The organism is Gordonia cholesterolivorans (assembly GCF_039531975.1).
GTDB lineage: Bacteria > Actinomycetota > Actinomycetes > Mycobacteriales > Mycobacteriaceae > Gordonia > Gordonia sihwensis.
The window spans coordinates 74,120-88,645 of sequence record NZ_BAAARB010000001.1; the positions used below are offsets into that span (position 1 = coordinate 74,120).

Genomic DNA, 14,526 nt, shown 5'->3' on the forward strand with positions numbered 1-14,526 from the left:
TCTCACTCCCCTCGGCTCTCCAGCACGGCCTGGTACACGTCCCGCCGCGAGTAGGCGGTACCGGCGGCGGCCCGGGCGGACGCGTCCTTCAGCCGCAGCCCCGAGTCGGCGAGCCGGCGGGCCCGCTCCACCACCTCGTCGAGTCCCACCGTCTCGTCCGTCTCGGACGCTCCGGCGATCACGACGGTGATCTCGCCTTTGACGCCATCGGCCGCCCACTCGGCGAGCTCGTCGAGCCGGCCCCGCCGCACCTCCTCATAGGTCTTGGTGAGCTCCCGGCAGACCGCGGCGCGGCGGTCCGGACCCAGCACATCGGCGGCGTCGGCGAGAGTCTGCGCCAGCCGGTGCGGAGATTCGAAGAACACGACCGTGCGCGGCTGCGTGCGCAGTTCGGCCAGCCAGTCCCGGCGCGCGCCCTGTTTACGGGGAGCGAAGCCGTCGAAGCAGAACCGTTCGGACGGCATCGCCGACAGCGCCAGCGCGGTCGTCACCGCGGACGGACCCGGCAGACACGTGATCGGCAGCCCCGCGTCGGCACACGCGACCACGAGCCGGTAGCCGGGATCGCTCACCGACGGCATCCCCGCATCGGTCACCAGCAGCACAGTCGCTCCGCCGGCGATCGCCTCGACCAGAGCCGGCGCTCTGGACGCTTCCACCTGGTCGTAGTAGCTGATCACCCGGCCGTTGATCTCGACGTCGAGCGCCGCCGCCAGCGCACGCGTCCGGCGAGTGTCCTCGGCGGCCACGATGTCGGCCGAACCGAGCGCCTCGCGGAGCCGGGGCGACGCGTCGCCGGGCTGTCCCATCGGAGTCCCGGCCAGCACCAGCCGTCCGGCCCCCGCTGCGCTCGACTGTCCGTCACTACTGGTCACCGACTCAGACTACTGATCCGGCTACCATCGCACAGGTGACCCCCGCCGCCATCCTCGACCGCGCGACCGCGGAAGACCGCGCGCTCACCGAAGACCTCGGCACGGCACCCGGTCCGCGCGTCCCGGAGCCGGTGTTCGGGCCCACCGACCGGCTCCGCGGCACCGTCGTCGGCGCGATGCTGGTCCTCATCGCGGTGGCCACCAGGTTCTGGGATCTGCAGCACCCGACCGACAAGGGCACACCGGTCTTCGACGAGAAGCACTACGTCCCTCAGGGATGGCAGGTCCTGACCGGCGGCAACTTCATCGAGGACAATCCCGCGTACGGCCTGGTGGTCCACCCGCCCGTGGGCAAGTGGATCCTCGCGGGCGGCGAATGGATGTTCGGCTACAACCCGATGGGCTGGCGTTTCATGTCGGCGGTCTCGGGTGTGATCATCGTGCTCGCGGTGTATCTGACGGTCCGGCGGATGGCGCGGTCGACGCTGATCGGTGCGATCGCCGGCGTCTTCGCGATCTGCGAGGGCGTGCTGTTCGTGCAGTCCCGCATGGGGATGCTCGACATCTTCCAGATCCTGTTCATCGTGCTCGCTTTCGCCGCCTTGATCGCCGACCGCGATCAGATGCGCCAGCGCATGCACCGGGTGTGGCTGCAGGGCCGGATGGACGACTCCCCCTTCGGTCCGCGCTTCGGCTTCCGCTGGTACCGGTTCACCGCCGGGGTGATGCTGGGGCTGGCCTGCGGCGTCAAATGGTCGGGCGCCTATTTCGTCATCGTGTTCACGCTGCTCTCACTGGCCTTCGACGTCTCGGCACGCCGCGCCTACCGCGTCCGGCGTCCGTGGGTCGGTGTGCTGCGACGCGACCTGATCCCGTCGGCGGCGTCACTGGGCGTGCTCCCCTTCCTCATGTACGTGGCGAGTTTCGCACCGTGGTTCTCGTCCGAGACCTCGGTCTACCGTTACGTGGTCGGAGAAAAGATCGGCGCCGGCGGCCCGTTCTCGTGGGTGCCTGCGGCCGTCCGGTCGTTCTGGTACTACGAGTCGGGCATCCTCGAGTTCCACGCCGGGCTGACCAACGCGGCGGGCAATCACCATCCGTGGGAGTCGAAACCCTGGACCTGGCCCATGGGTCTGCGTCCGATGCTCTACGCCATCTCCTACGGGCCTGATCAATGCGGTGGTTCGGACTGCGTGCGTGCGCAGATGCTGATCGGTACGCCGGCGATGTGGTGGCTGTCGCTGCCGATGATCGTGTGGGCGCTCTGGCGCATCGTGTCCCGCCGCGACTGGCGCTACGCGGCGGTCCTGGCCGCATACGGCGCGGGCATCCTGCCCTGGTTCGCCGACATCGACCGGCAGATGTACTTCTTCTACGCCACGGCGATGGCCCCGTTCCTGGTGATGGGGTTGGCACTGGTCTGCGGCGACCTCCTGCGCGCCGCACCCCGCGGCGCCACATCGGAGAGACGGCTGATCAGCGTCCTGGTGGTCTCGCTGTACATCGCGCTGGTGGTCGCGAACTTCGTGTGGCTCTGGCCGGTTCTGACCGGCGCGCCGATCTCTAACGTCGAATGGGGTCAGCAGATCTGGTTGCCGAGCTGGTCGTGAGCTGACGCGGTGTGACCAGCCACATCGCCAGGGCCAGCAGCACCACACAGCCCGTCACGATGAAGGCCGGGCCGAAACCGAAGACGTCGGCGACGAGACCGGTGAGGATCGGGCCCGACACCGCGCCGAGGTCGGAGGCCATGCCGTAGGCCGCGAGCGCGGATCCGCCACGCCGCTTGCCCGCCAGCATGTCGCCGAGCGCGGCCTGGTGCGTGGGTGCGAACAGGCCCGAGCCGACGCCGGCGACGGCGGTCAGAGCCAGCGCGATCCAGATGTCGGGCGAATAGCCCAGCAGCAGCGTCCCCGCAGCGGCCACGATCAGTCCGGGGATCATCACCGCTCGTCGCCCGTATCGATCCGACAACCGGCCCGACAGCAGGATCGCAATCATGTTGCCCGCGGCGTAGCACGCCAGAATGATGCCCGCCCAGGCCGTCCCGTAACCGAGCCCGTCTTGGACGAAGATCGGCACCAGTGCCACGCGGACCCCCATCGACGCCCAGCCCTGCGCGAAGTTCGAAGTCAGGATCGCGCGGTATTCGCGCTGTCGCAGCGACGCGAAGAACGCCGGCGCAGCGGGCAGGACCGCGTCGGCCGCGTCGGCGCGCTGCGGCTCGGGCGGAGGGGGCATGAACGTCGCCACCACAGCGGTCGCGACCAGCAACGCGATCGCGTACACCACGAACGGCAGACGGAGACCGAAGTCCACCAGCGCCGCACCGATCAGCGGTCCGGTGAGGTTGCCGACGAGAAAGCCCGCCGAGAAGTATCCGGAGGCCCGTCCCCGAACCTCCTGGGGCGAGAGCCGGATCAGCAATGCCATCGCCGAGACGGTGAACATCGTCGAACCGATGCCGCCCGCCGCCCGGAACACCAGCAGTTGCCAGTAGCTCTGCGCGAACGCGCAGGCCGCGGTGCTCAGCGCGACGATCAGCAATCCGGTCAGGTAGATCTTGCGTTCCCCGAGGATCGTCACCAGACGGCCGCCTGCGGGCGCGAACAGCAGCCGCATCAGCGCGAACGCCGAGACCACGAACCCGGCCGCCGCCGACGACACGTCGAAGGTCTTGGCGAAGATCGGCAGCGCCGGGGCTATGAGACCGAAGCCGAGCGCGATCACGGCGTTCGCGATCAGCAGGATCCACAGTCCGCGAGGCAGGTTCTTCATTGTGGACTCAGATTATCGGGTGCGCGCGACCGGCCCGCTCATCCGGTCGGCGACGGTCGGCGGCCGCCGCGAACGTGCAGGAGCCGGGCGCTTCCGCGCCCGGCTCCTGTCGAAACCCTGTCTCGCTACCGACGCTGCCGTCAGCGGCGGACGATCATCACCGGCACCTGCGCGTGATGGAGCACCTTCTGACTGCGCGATCCCAGCAGCAGTCCGGTGAAGCCGCCGCGGCCACGGCTGCCCATGACGATCAGCGAAGCCTTGTCGCCCGCGGCGTCGAGGATCGCCTTCGCCGGCTCCTCCGGAACCACCACGCGCTCCACCTCCACATCCGGGTAGTCCTGGCCGTATCCGGCCATGCGCTCGGCGACGGCCTCGACCGCCTGCTGCGACATCTCGTCGATCTCCTGCTCGTCGAGACCGAAACCGTGCAGGGCGTCGGCATCGAGCGGAGTCCAGGTGTGCACGGCGACCAGCTTCTTCTTCCGCAGATCGGCCTGGCGGTACGCCTCGGCCACCGCCGGGTCGCTGATCTTGGAGTCGTCGACGCCCACCACGACCGGTCCGTCACCGCCGAGGGCCCCGCCGGGCACGATCACGACGCGGCCCTTCGAGTGCGCGGCGACGCTGGTGCTCACCGAACCGAGGAACAGACCCTTCACACTGCTCAGACCGCGCGTGCCGAGCACGGTGATCTGCGCCTGTCCGCCGAGTTCGAGGAGCACGCGAGCGGCGTCTCCCTCGACGATCGAGCCGTTCAGCTTCACGTCCGGAGCCACCTCGCGAGCGGTGGCGGCGGCCTCCTGCACGAACCCGGTTGCTTCGCTGCGGATCGCGTCGATCACGTCCTGCGGGATCACGAGGCCGGGGGCGTAGTCACTGGTGGTGGAGCTGTATGCGGCGACGATCTTCAGATCGAGGTCCTCGAGGGCAGCCGCGGCAGCTGCCCACCGAACCGCATTGGTCGATTCGGGCGATCCGTCTACGCCGACCAGAATCAAGCTCATTTGCGACTGCTCTCCTTCACACCGGCCCGGAGCCCTTGTGTCGGCTTCCGTACTAAGCCTCGGCTCCCATTGTTCACCAAGAGCCCGGCCGCCGCATCGGTACTAGGTCCGGGTGTGTCGATCCGTACAATAGAGGTCAAACGTCCCCAACCCGACGCAATCGAGGTGTCCTGACGATGTCGACCACCACCGCCCCGCGCGAGATCCGCGACGCGGCGACGCATGTCTGCGTCACCGTCGCACTCGGAGTCGTGGTGCTGATCGCGGCGATGTCGACCAGCGGCGGACTCAACGAGTTCTTCATCCTCGCCGCCCCGAGCGTCGTGATCCTCGGGACCCTGGCGGCGATGGTCCGGACCTACCTGAACTGGAAATCGGGCGGCCGGTGGCAGATCTGGCAGGGTGCGACGTGGTTCCTGCTGGCGCTCTCGCTTCTCTGGTTCACCGGCGCACTGCCCAGCGTCATCGTGGACTGACCGGCCCGCAGCCGCTCACCGGCTCGCCTGCGCGTCGAGGCTGATCTCCTCCGCGTCGAGGCGCGCCAGCGCGGAGGTCAGGGCCTCCGAGCTGTAGGCGCCGCGGTCGCGGAGATCGATGAGTTCGGCACGCTGGCGGTCGATGATGACGCGTCGGACGCGCCGCATCTCGACCGCGTTGCGCAGACGCCGGTCCAGGACGTCGCCGGTGGGGTCGCCGTCGTCGGAGGCCTCCAGCGAGCGCACCTGTTCCACATTGCGGGCGAGCATGCTGTCGGAACAGACAGCGGGGTCGGTGAGCACTTCGACGCTGATGGAGGCCATCTCCCGGTTCAGCCGCTGCAGTTCACGCGCCGCGTCGGCACGGTGGTCGGGCAGCCTCATCCATTTGATGAACGCACCCAGCGTGCTGCCCTGGATCATCAGCGACCCGGTCGCGACGACGAAGGCGACGAGTACCAACAGCGAACGGTACGGCGTGTCGGCGGGGAGGGTCTGCGCCGCGGCCAGCGTGACGACACCGCGCATCCCCGCCCAGACCACCACGTGTCCTTCGCGGAAGCCGATCGACTCGGTCCGGTAGTACTCGATGTCCGCGAGCCGCCGGTCGATCCGGCGCTGGAACCGCCGCGTCAGCCGGTCGGCGGCCGCGTCGGGATCTCCCAGTCGGTCCTGCATCTGCTCGAGAATCGGCTCCCGGGCGATCACCCTGCGCGACCGCCGGGAGATGGCCGCGACCAGGGTCATCACGAATCCCCACCGGATCACCATCAACAGCACGAACGCGATCGCCGCGGGCCAGAAGGCGTGGATGACGCTTTCGTGGCTCGCCGTCACATCCATCACCAGGGCCTTCAGTTCGAGTCCCATGAGCAGGAAGACGCCGCCCTCCAAGAGCAACTCGACGGTTCGCCACGTCTGCTGGTCCGACTGCCGGTGCGCCGCGGTGAGCCTGCGCACCGACCCTCGGCCCGTCACCAGTCCGGCGGCCACCGCGGCCACCAGTCCGGAGGCGCCCATGATCTCGGTCGGCACGTACGCGATGTAGGGCGCGGTGAACGAGACCGCCGTCGCCACCGCGGCGTTCGAGATGCGCGCGCGGGCGACGATGAAGACCCAGCCCACTGCGCCGCCGACGATGACGGCGCCGATGATCGCCCAGACGAACGAGAGGGCCACGCCCACCATCGACAGTCCGCCCGCCATCGCGGCGATCGCGGCGCGGAGCACCACCAGCGCGCTCGCGTCGTTGAACAGACTCTCCCCCGAGAGCACCGTGATGAGCCGCTGCGGCGCACCGACCCGTTTGACGGTGGTGGTCGCGACCGCGTCGGTGGGACTGAGAATCGCACCGAGCGCCACGCCGGTGGCGTAATCCGCGTCCGGCAGTATCAGCATGAAGAGCAGTCCCAGCAGGAGCGCGCTGATCACGACCAGCACGATCGACAGTCCGCTGATCGCCTGGAAGTCGCGCTTGAAGTCCATCGCGGGCAGCGCCACGGCCGCGGCGTACAGCAGCGGCGGAAGCACGCCGATCAACACGACCTCCGGATCCACCCAGATAGGCGGGACTCCCGGCAGGTAGCTCACGGCGACCCCGAAACCGACCAGCAGCAACGGCGCGGCGATCCGCACGCGGGGGGCGAGTTGGTTGGCGCCGGCGACCGCCAGCACGCACACGACGACGATTCCCACGATCTCCACGCGGTCATTCTCCCTTGCCGGCGGTGTGACCCGCGACACCGCCATTTGTCCACGCTGACTGTGCCATCGAACATTGACAAGATCGGGCTGCGGTGCGACGCTTGGGACAACAAGTTCTACTTCGGCGGCCTTCGTCCACCGACGCAAGTCAGGAGAAGACAATGACGTCCACGCAGCCCCGGCCCACCACGTACACACCGCCTGCCAAGCAGGACACCGGGACCGACTACCAGCAGGTCCTCGAGGACCTCTCGACCGCGTCGGTCCGGCGCAACTTCGACCCCTACATCGACATCGACTGGGACGCGCCGCACATGGCCGTGATCCCGAACGATCCGCGGTGGATCCTCTCGTACAAGGTGGACCCGATCGGCCGGCATCCCTGGTACCAGAGCCTCCCCAAGGAGAAGCAGATCAAGATCGGCATGTGGCGCCAGGCCAATGTCGCGAAGGTCGGTCTTCAGTTCGAGTCGATCTTGATCCGCGGCCTCATGCAGTACGCCGACCGCCTCCCGAACGGTGACAAGCGGTTCCGTTACACCACTCACGAGGCCAAGGAGGAGTGCAACCACACCCTCATGTTCCAGGAGCTGGTGAACCGCATCGGCATGGACACCAAGGGAATGCGCTGGTGGCTGCGCCGTGCATCGCCGATCATCCCGCTGTTCTCCACCTTCTGGCCGACGATCTTCTACTTCGGCGTCCTGGCGGGCGAAGAGCCGATCGACCACATCCAGAAGGACTTCCTGCGCGCCCGCGAGGAACTGCACCCCGCGATGTCCGCGGTGATGGAACTCCACGTGGCCGAGGAGGCCCGGCACATCTCGTTCGCGCACAACCACCTGCGCAACACGGTCCCCCGCAAGGGCCCGATCACCAAGTTCGCACTGTCGATCGCGATGCCGATCGTCATGCGCGTGCTGTGCAGCGCGATCGTGGTTCCGCCGAAGGACTTCGAGCGTGAGTTCGACGTGCCGAAGAGCGTCATGAAGGACATCTTCTGGAAGTCGGAGCAGTCGCAGATCTTCCTGTCCGGCGTGTTCGGCGACGTCCGCATGCTCGCCGAGCAGTGTGGCCTGATGAACCCGGCCTCCCGCCAGGTGTGGCGCGCGATGGGCATCGACGGCCGTTCCTCTCGCTACCGCAGCGAGCCCACCTACAACGCGAGCTGAACAGACAACAGTGCCTCACGTCATCACGCAGGCCTGCTGCGGCGACGCCTCGTGCGTCTACGCATGCCCGGTCAACTGCATTCATCCCACTCCAGACGAGCCTGACTTCGGCATCTCGGAGATGCTCTACATCGATCCATCGACGTGTGTCGACTGCGGTGCGTGCGTCAGCGCGTGCCCGGTCGGCGCGATCGTCCCAGGGCACCGACTTCCCGAGGAGGCCGCGCGCTTCGCCGACGTGAACGCCGGTCACTACCCGGATCCGGCGCCGACCGAGACGCGCTTCCCGGTCCGCACCGACTGGCGGCTGCCGATGGCGCCCATCGTCAAGCCCGCGGCGCTGGGCGGCGCGACACCCGACGAACTGCGCATCGCGATCGTCGGCTCGGGACCGTCGGCCATGTACGCCGCCGACGAGCTTCTGAAGCATCGCCAGGTCAGGGTCACGGTGTACGAGCGTCTGCCGGAACCCTTCGGTCTGGTCCGCTTCGGCGTCGCGCCCGATCACCTGTCCACCAAGACGGTGACCGACCTCTTCAACGAGATCGCACGTCATCCGAACATCCAGATCCTGCTCAACACCGAGATCGGCCGCGACGTCTCGCTCGACGAGCTCCGCAGTTCTCACCACGCAGTGCTGTGGGCGGGCGGAGCACCCACCGACCGGCCGTTGCAGATCCCCGGTGTGGATCGCGAAGGCGTGCAGAGCGCCACCTCGGTGGTCGGCTGGTACAACGGCCACCCCGATTTCGCGTACGCCGCACCGGATCTCTCGGCCGAGCGAGCGGTCGTGATCGGCAACGGCAACGTGGCCCTCGACGTCGCGCGGATCTTCACCGCCGACACCGATCGGCTCGCACCGACGACGATCGATCCCACCGCCTTGGCGGCACTGCGCGCATCCGATCTGCGCGAAGTGGTTGTGGTGGCGCGGCGCGGTCCCGAGCACGCGGCGTTCACGCTCCCGGAGCTGATCGGCCTGGCCGACGGTCCCGCGCGGGTGTGGGTCGATCCCGCCGAGTTGTCCGGTGTCGACGCGACGAACATCGACGACCCGACGGTGGCGGCCAAGGTGAATCTACTGCGGGAGATCTCGCAGCGGAGCAAGCCCGCCGAGCCCTTCATCCGGCTGTCCTTCGGGCTCACCCCGGTGGAGATCCTAGGCGACGGGCATGCCTCCGGAGTCCGGTTCGTCAAGACCGGCGGCGACGAGGAGTCGGTGATCGACGCGGGTCTGGTGCTCACGGCCATCGGTTACCGGGGTCGCCCCGTTCCGGGTCTGCCCTTCGACGACGAGAAGGGCACGGTCGCGAACGTCGCCGGCCGCGTGGTGGAGAACGGCGAGGCGATTCCGGGCCTGTACGTGACCGGATGGATCAAGCGCGGCCCGACCGGATTCATCGGCACCAACAAGACCGACTCCGGCGAAACCGTGGCGAATCTGCTCGCGGACGCCGAGGCCGGCGCCCTCCCCCGGCCCGGAACCGCACCGGTCCCGGCCTGACCCGAGAGGAGACGGGCCACGCCGGCCTGTGGATGAACGATGGAGCCGAACAAGCTCCGCGTGCGTCTAACGAATGAAGAGTTCATCTCGATCATTCGGAGGCGTCCATGGGATTCGGCATCACTCCCGATCAACTGAACAGCATCGTCGCCCTCTGGCGACGGTCCAGCGATGAGATCGCCGGCCTCGACTGCGAGGCCGGCGATCTGTCTCTGGCGGGCAGCAGGTCGGCGGAATCACTGCGAGCGTGCGCCGCAGCGGTGCACGACGCCGCCGCAGCCCTCTCACGGCACCTCGCCGGCTCGGCCGCGGCGCTCGAGAAGTTCAACACGACGACGGTGGAGTCGGACCGGGCCTGCGCCGCCGACCTCGCCGCCCTCCGGAGGCCGCGGTGACCGGCGTCGCCCAGGTTCTCCGATGGCGTCCGGAGACCCTGCTGGCCACGGCCACCGCTTTCGACGTCGGCGGTGAGAGCGTCGCCAACACCGCCGATGCCGTCCGCCGGTCCTTCGACCTCGATCCGACCTGGTCGGGAGTGACCCGAACCAGTGCCGGGCACCGCGTCGACGCCGAAGTCACGGCGCTGCATCGATTCGAGCGGACGCTCGTCGACCTCTCCGACGCCACGCGAGAGGGACACGGACGGCTGTCCGCGGTGCGCGACCGCATCGTCGGCCAGATCCGCACGGCGCGGAGCTCGGGCTTCAACATCGGCGACGACGGCGCCGTCGCCCACCCGGATCCTCGACGTCGCGCGGACGCCGACTATCTCACCGAGCGGATCACCGCCCTCCTCACTGAGGCCGACGCCGCCGACACCGCGCTGAGCGGCAGGCTCACGATGCTGATGCGGCACCTCGACGGGTCGGGGAACGTGGTGCCCCTCCCGATCGGCGGATACGCTGAGGCCACCGAAGCGGGCCGACTGCTGGACCTGATGCCGCCGGACGTGGTGGAACGGTACTGGGAATCACTCGCTCCGGCGCAGCGACGCAATCTCATCGATTCCGTGCCGGAGGTTGTCGGGAACCTCAACGGCATCGACTTCGCCGACCGCGCGGAGGCCAACACCATCTCGATTCAGCGGACGCTCGACGCCGAAGTCGCGGCCGGCCGGCGCGACGGTGCGAAAGCCCGACAGCTGCGCGCCCTCCTGCGTCCCGCACCCGACCCGCTGCATCCCGGCAGGTCGGTTCCGCGGACCTTTCTGGGTTTCCGCGACGTGGGAGACGGCCGGTTCATCGAACTCGTCGGAGATCTGACAGCGGACGCCACCGGCGCGGCGGTGCTGGTCCCCGGCACCGGAACCGGGTTACACAGCGTCGACGTCTATCGGCGGCGCGCAGCCAACCTGTCGCACGCCAGCGGCGCACCGGTGATCGTCTACGCCGACGGCCCGCTGCCGCAGAAATTGATCGACGCCGATCTCAGCCCGATCGCGGGCACCGCCTCCGACGCCGAGCCCGCACGCCGGATGGCGCCGGGCCTGGTGGAGTTCGCCGCGGCGCTCGACCGGCAGATCGACGCGTCGGGGCTCGACCTGAAGACCACCGTCATCGGGCATTCGTACGGCGGAGCCGTGGTCGGCACGGCGGAACAGTCGGGGCTGCGATCCGATCGCGTGGTGTACGCCTCGTCGGCGGGCACCGGTGTGGAGGACCGGCCTTGGAACAACGCCGAGCCGCACGTCCAGCGGTACTCGCTCACCCCGCCCGGTGACCCGATCCAGTACTGGCAGCAGATGGGCTCATCGGTCCACGGCGGCGATCCGGACACCGCGCCGGGTGTGACACGGCTCGACACCGGGAACTACAGCGACGGCACGCCGGTAGCGGGACGCTCCGCGCACTCGGGCTATCTCGACGACGAGGGTTCCGGGGCGATGCGGGCGATGGCCGCCGTGGTGGCCGGGCGCTGTCCGCCCCCGTACATCGAACGCGCCCCGGATATCGACGCCGCGCAGGACGCCCTCGACGTCGTCGGCGGATGGATCGAGGAGGGGCTGAGCCTGGTGACGCCCGGAAGATGACTCCGCCGAGGCCCATGGAGGCCCATCGGGATCTCAGCCGAATACGTGGGGATCGGCGGCTTCGGTGTGCCGCGCCCATCCGGGATCTCCGGTCTTCGCGAACCGCACCCACGCCGCGTGCATCGCGTCGGCGACCGACTGGTCCGGGTCCGGTCCGGTGAGCGCGTGAGCCGCTTCCAGGTGATCGAAGACGAAGGGCAGCTCGACGGCGTGTCCGGCCCGGATGTCGCACACGGGGCTCTCCCAGGCGAACTCGTAGAGGTATGTCGGCGACTCGGGACGCAGTTCGGCGAGTGCTCTGGTGGGGTCGGCGAAGGCGATCGCCGTGATCGCCTCGCATAACGCATCCCCGGCGCTCACCCCGTCGGCGAGCCGTTCGTCCAGCAGTGCGGTCGGCATTCCGGCACGTGAGAGCATCGCCCGCGCCATCTCGGGAGTCGCCGCCTCGAGCACTCCGGTCGGAGCGAAGAAGAACCGGAACTCGGTGGCGTTCCAGCCGGCGAGCAGCCCGATCCCCGCGCCCGCGCCGTCGGCTATCCGATTCTGCGGAATGTCGGGCAAGATCTCGCCGTCGAGGACCGGGAAAATGTTCATGATGCCCATGCCGATGTCGGTGACGGTCTTGCCCCAGATCTCCGGGTCGGGGTTCATCGTGAACTCGAGGACCGCCTGAGTCTGCGCCTTCAGCAGATCCGCCGTCGGTATCTCGCCGAACGCGGCTGCGGCATGGGGGACTCCGAGCCGCTCGGCGAGTCGCGCGGTCACCTTCCGGGCGTCGTCGACGTCGGCCACCGTGATGCCGTTGCCGCTCTGCATCGCGGCCCGCCCGAACAGGCCGGTGACCCGTGGTGACGACAGCAGCGACGCGACACTCATCGCCCCCGCAGACTCACCGAAGATCGTCACGTTCGCCGGATCGCCGCCGAAGGCGGCGATGTTGTCGCGCACCCACTCCAGCGCCGCGATCTGATCGAGCAGTCCCCGGTTGTCCGGCGCGTCCGGGAAGGCGCCGAATCCCGGAACTCCCAGACGGTAGTTGACGCCGACGCACACCACACCGTCACGCGCGAACGTGTCGCCGGCATAGATCGCGATCCGGTTCGATCCTCGGGCGAAGGCACCGCCGTGGATCCAGACCATCACCGGCAGTCGACCTTCGGACGAAGGATCCGGAGTCCACACGTTCAGGTTCAGATAGTCGTCGCCGAGTTCGACGACGTTGTCGAGGATCGCGGCTATCGGTGCCGGATACCCGACCTGTGGTGCGGTGGGACCGTAGGAGGTGGCGTCGCGGACGCCGTCCCACGGCTCGTGCGGACGCGGTTCCTGAAAGGCGGCGGCCCCGACGGGCGGTGCGGCGTAAGGGATTCCGAGGAACGCGGCGACGCCGCCGCGGATCCTTCCGCGGACACGCCCGGTGGTGGTCGAGACCACCGGGGAACCGTCGCTCGGAAGTCCGGACGCACCGCCGCGTGCAGATGAGGTGTGGGTCACATGTCCACGCTACCCGGCGCGGCGGTCGGTCACCCGTTGCGCGCGAGCCGGATTCGAGGTCGGCGGCTTCGGCCGAAACCGGCCTCACGTCTTATAGGATTCGCTTGTTCACGACAGCTACGGGGTGAGGGACCGACATGTCAGAGCGCATGCACGTACCGGACGCCTTGCGCGGCACCGGCGTGATCTGGGTGTTCCTCGGCGGAATGGCCGGCACCTTCGTCCGCTGGCTCGCCGAGGAGAATCTGCCGTCGGGCAAGGGGCGGTGGCCGTGGGACATCTTCACCGTCAACATCGCCGGCGCACTGATTCTCGGTTTCCTGCTGCAGTTGCTGCTGCGACTGGGGCCGGACGCGGGTCTTCGCAAGAAGATCCGGCTCGGGGTCGGCACCGGCTTCTGCGGCAGCCTCACCACCTACAGTTCCTTCGCCCTGGACCTCTCCGACCTCGGTCGTGACGGTTTCCCGTATCTGGCTGCCGGGTACGCCGCGGCGAGCGTCTTCATCGGACTGATCGCGGTGGCGGTGGGGGTCGCCGCCGCGCGCCGGTACGTCCCGCAGCCCGCGGAGGCGACACCGTGATCGTCCTCGCCATGATGGTCGGCGGCGGGCTCGGCGCCGTGACCCGCTTCGTCCTCGACGCGCTGATGCGCACACGCAAGCTGACCACCGCGATCGGTCCGACCGCCATCATCAACATCCTGGGTTCACTGCTCATCGGTCTGATCGCCGGGTGGGCGACCACCGGTTCGCTCGACTCGAACTGGAACGTCATCATCGCCACCGGCTTCTGCGGCGGGTTCACCACGTTCTCCACCTCGATGTACGAGACTCTGTTCTTCGGTCTGACACCCCGCGCGGTGATCTATCAGGCGTCGACTCTCGCCGGGTCGGTGGTCGCGTGCCTGCTGGGGCTGGCCCTGACCCTGTGAGCGACCGGCGGGTGTCGGGGACCTCGCGACGTCAGTCGCCGCCCGCGCCCGGATGTCGCGCGCTGCGGATGGCCGTGTACGTGGGCGATCCCGACTACGTCGTGCAGGATCTGGTGCACCACGGCGTCGTCGATCATCGAGTAGCGCACGCGGCGCCCGGCCCGGGCGGTCCGCACCCACCCGCTGTCGCGGAGGGCACGGAGCGACTGCGATGCCGCGTTCTCGGTGATCCCCACGCGCTCGGCGAGTTCGGCCACCGCCAGATCGGGCTTGCGATGCATCTCCACCAGGAGCGCGAGGCGGGTGGGATCACCGAGAAGAGCGAAACGGGTCGACCAGATCTCGATCTGTCTCGGCGTCAGCCGCTCCCGCGACTGCGCAGACCGTTCCGCCATGCGCATTTCCTCTCGAACTCGTGTGGTCATTCCATCACGGTCGGGGCCGCGCCCGCGACGGGTCCGTCGATCGTTTCCGCGAATCCGGCCGCGCCGCCGAATCTCTGATACACGTTCAATTCGACATATGTCAGTTCACACACATGTCCCGTCCTCCTTCG

General features: G+C 68.6%; 14 protein-coding genes. 8 read left to right on the plus strand and 6 right to left on the minus strand.

Annotated elements, in window-relative coordinates; genetic code table 11:
* Nucleotides 1–2: 2 nt before the first annotated feature.
* Nucleotides 3–875: a 16S rRNA (cytidine(1402)-2'-O)-methyltransferase gene (gene rsmI / locus ABFX36_RS00265; RefSeq protein ID WP_346074662.1), complete on the minus strand. Its 873-nt coding sequence runs from the start codon at nucleotides 873–875 to the stop codon at nucleotides 3–5.
* A gap of 35 nt (nucleotides 876–910) precedes the next feature.
* Here rsmI and ABFX36_RS00270 point away from each other — a divergent pair, with 35 nt between their 5' ends.
* Nucleotides 911–2,485: a dolichyl-phosphate-mannose--protein mannosyltransferase gene (locus tag ABFX36_RS00270; protein WP_082083917.1), complete on the plus strand. Its 1,575-nt coding sequence runs from the start codon at nucleotides 911–913 to the stop codon at nucleotides 2,483–2,485.
* Here the strand turns inward: ABFX36_RS00270 and ABFX36_RS00275 are convergent.
* On the minus strand, nucleotides 2,439–3,653 hold the full coding sequence (locus ABFX36_RS00275) for an MFS transporter (protein ID WP_006894770.1): 1,215 nt from the start codon (nucleotides 3,651–3,653) through the stop codon (nucleotides 2,439–2,441). The genes ABFX36_RS00270 and ABFX36_RS00275 overlap by 47 nt on opposite strands.
* A gap of 140 nt (nucleotides 3,654–3,793) precedes the next feature.
* Nucleotides 3,794–4,660: a universal stress protein gene (locus tag ABFX36_RS00280; RefSeq protein ID WP_346074663.1), complete on the minus strand. Its 867-nt coding sequence runs from the start codon at nucleotides 4,658–4,660 to the stop codon at nucleotides 3,794–3,796.
* 176 nt (nucleotides 4,661–4,836) lie between these two features.
* Here ABFX36_RS00280 and ABFX36_RS00285 point away from each other — a divergent pair, with 176 nt between their 5' ends.
* A complete protein-coding gene (locus ABFX36_RS00285; protein ID WP_006894767.1) occupies nucleotides 4,837–5,136 on the plus strand; it encodes a hypothetical protein in 300 nt (99 codons plus the stop codon).
* A gap of 15 nt (nucleotides 5,137–5,151) precedes the next feature.
* Here ABFX36_RS00285 and ABFX36_RS00290 read toward each other — a convergent pair whose 3' ends face one another.
* Nucleotides 5,152–6,840 (minus strand): cation:proton antiporter, encoded by a 1,689-nt coding sequence (locus ABFX36_RS00290; protein WP_062367669.1) that lies wholly within the window; start codon nucleotides 6,838–6,840, stop codon nucleotides 5,152–5,154.
* Nucleotides 6,841–7,001: 161 nt separating this feature from the next.
* Between ABFX36_RS00290 and ABFX36_RS00295 the strand changes: the two genes are divergently transcribed.
* The 4 genes from ABFX36_RS00295 (at nucleotide 7,002) to ABFX36_RS00310 (ending at nucleotide 11,545) form a co-directional block, all read left to right on the plus strand.
* Nucleotides 7,002–8,012, plus strand: coding sequence for an AurF N-oxygenase family protein (locus tag ABFX36_RS00295; RefSeq protein WP_006894764.1), 1,011 nt, complete (start codon nucleotides 7,002–7,004; stop codon nucleotides 8,010–8,012).
* Nucleotides 8,013–8,022: 10 nt separating this feature from the next.
* Nucleotides 8,023–9,516: an FAD-dependent oxidoreductase gene (locus ABFX36_RS00300; RefSeq protein WP_346074664.1), complete on the plus strand. Its 1,494-nt coding sequence runs from the start codon at nucleotides 8,023–8,025 to the stop codon at nucleotides 9,514–9,516.
* Between the two features lie 107 nt (nucleotides 9,517–9,623).
* Nucleotides 9,624–9,911, plus strand: coding sequence for a hypothetical protein (locus tag ABFX36_RS00305; RefSeq protein WP_006894762.1), 288 nt, complete (start codon nucleotides 9,624–9,626; stop codon nucleotides 9,909–9,911).
* Nucleotides 9,908–11,545, plus strand: a complete 1,638-nt coding sequence (locus ABFX36_RS00310; RefSeq protein WP_006894761.1) for an alpha/beta hydrolase — start codon at nucleotides 9,908–9,910, stop codon at nucleotides 11,543–11,545. The genes ABFX36_RS00305 and ABFX36_RS00310 overlap by 4 nt, the downstream gene beginning before the upstream one ends.
* A 33-nt stretch (nucleotides 11,546–11,578) precedes the next feature.
* On the opposite strand, the gene ABFX36_RS00315 is transcribed toward ABFX36_RS00310, so the two are convergent.
* Nucleotides 11,579–13,039, minus strand: a complete 1,461-nt coding sequence (locus tag ABFX36_RS00315) for a carboxylesterase/lipase family protein (protein ID WP_428832035.1) — start codon at nucleotides 13,037–13,039, stop codon at nucleotides 11,579–11,581.
* A gap of 137 nt (nucleotides 13,040–13,176) precedes the next feature.
* Here ABFX36_RS00315 and ABFX36_RS00320 point away from each other — a divergent pair, with 137 nt between their 5' ends.
* Both ABFX36_RS00320 and ABFX36_RS00325 read left to right on the plus strand, forming a co-directional pair.
* Complete coding sequence (locus ABFX36_RS00320; RefSeq protein WP_346074665.1) at nucleotides 13,177–13,620, plus strand: FluC/FEX family fluoride channel; 444 nt, start codon at nucleotides 13,177–13,179, stop codon at nucleotides 13,618–13,620.
* Nucleotides 13,617–13,970, plus strand: coding sequence for a fluoride efflux transporter FluC (locus tag ABFX36_RS00325; RefSeq protein WP_006894758.1), 354 nt, complete (start codon nucleotides 13,617–13,619; stop codon nucleotides 13,968–13,970). Before ABFX36_RS00320 ends, ABFX36_RS00325 begins: the two co-directional genes overlap by 4 nt.
* Here ABFX36_RS00325 and ABFX36_RS00330 read toward each other — a convergent pair.
* Nucleotides 13,907–14,365, minus strand: a complete 459-nt coding sequence (locus ABFX36_RS00330; protein WP_006894757.1) for an ArsR/SmtB family transcription factor — start codon at nucleotides 14,363–14,365, stop codon at nucleotides 13,907–13,909. The genes ABFX36_RS00325 and ABFX36_RS00330 overlap by 64 nt on opposite strands.
* Between the last annotated feature and the right edge of the window lie 161 nt (nucleotides 14,366–14,526).

Bases quoted from the DNA above. Each gene is read 5' to 3' on its own strand.
- ABFX36_RS00275 (WP_006894770.1), bottom strand. From the start codon at position 3,653: ATGAAGAACCTGCCTCGCGGACTGTGGATCCTGCTGATCGCGAACGCC.
- ABFX36_RS00280 (WP_346074663.1), bottom strand. From the start codon at position 4,660: ATGAGCTTGATTCTGGTCGGCGTAGACGGATCGCCCGAATCGACCAAT.
- ABFX36_RS00285 (WP_006894767.1), top strand. From the start codon at position 4,837: ATGTCGACCACCACCGCCCCGCGCGAGATCCGCGACGCGGCGACGCAT.
- ABFX36_RS00295 (WP_006894764.1), top strand. From the start codon at position 7,002: ATGACGTCCACGCAGCCCCGGCCCACCACGTACACACCGCCTGCCAAG.
- ABFX36_RS00305 (WP_006894762.1), top strand. From the start codon at position 9,624: ATGGGATTCGGCATCACTCCCGATCAACTGAACAGCATCGTCGCCCTC.
- ABFX36_RS00320 (WP_346074665.1), top strand. From the start codon at position 13,177: ATGTCAGAGCGCATGCACGTACCGGACGCCTTGCGCGGCACCGGCGTG.
- ABFX36_RS00330 (WP_006894757.1), bottom strand. From the start codon at position 14,365: ATGGCGGAACGGTCTGCGCAGTCGCGGGAGCGGCTGACGCCGAGACAG.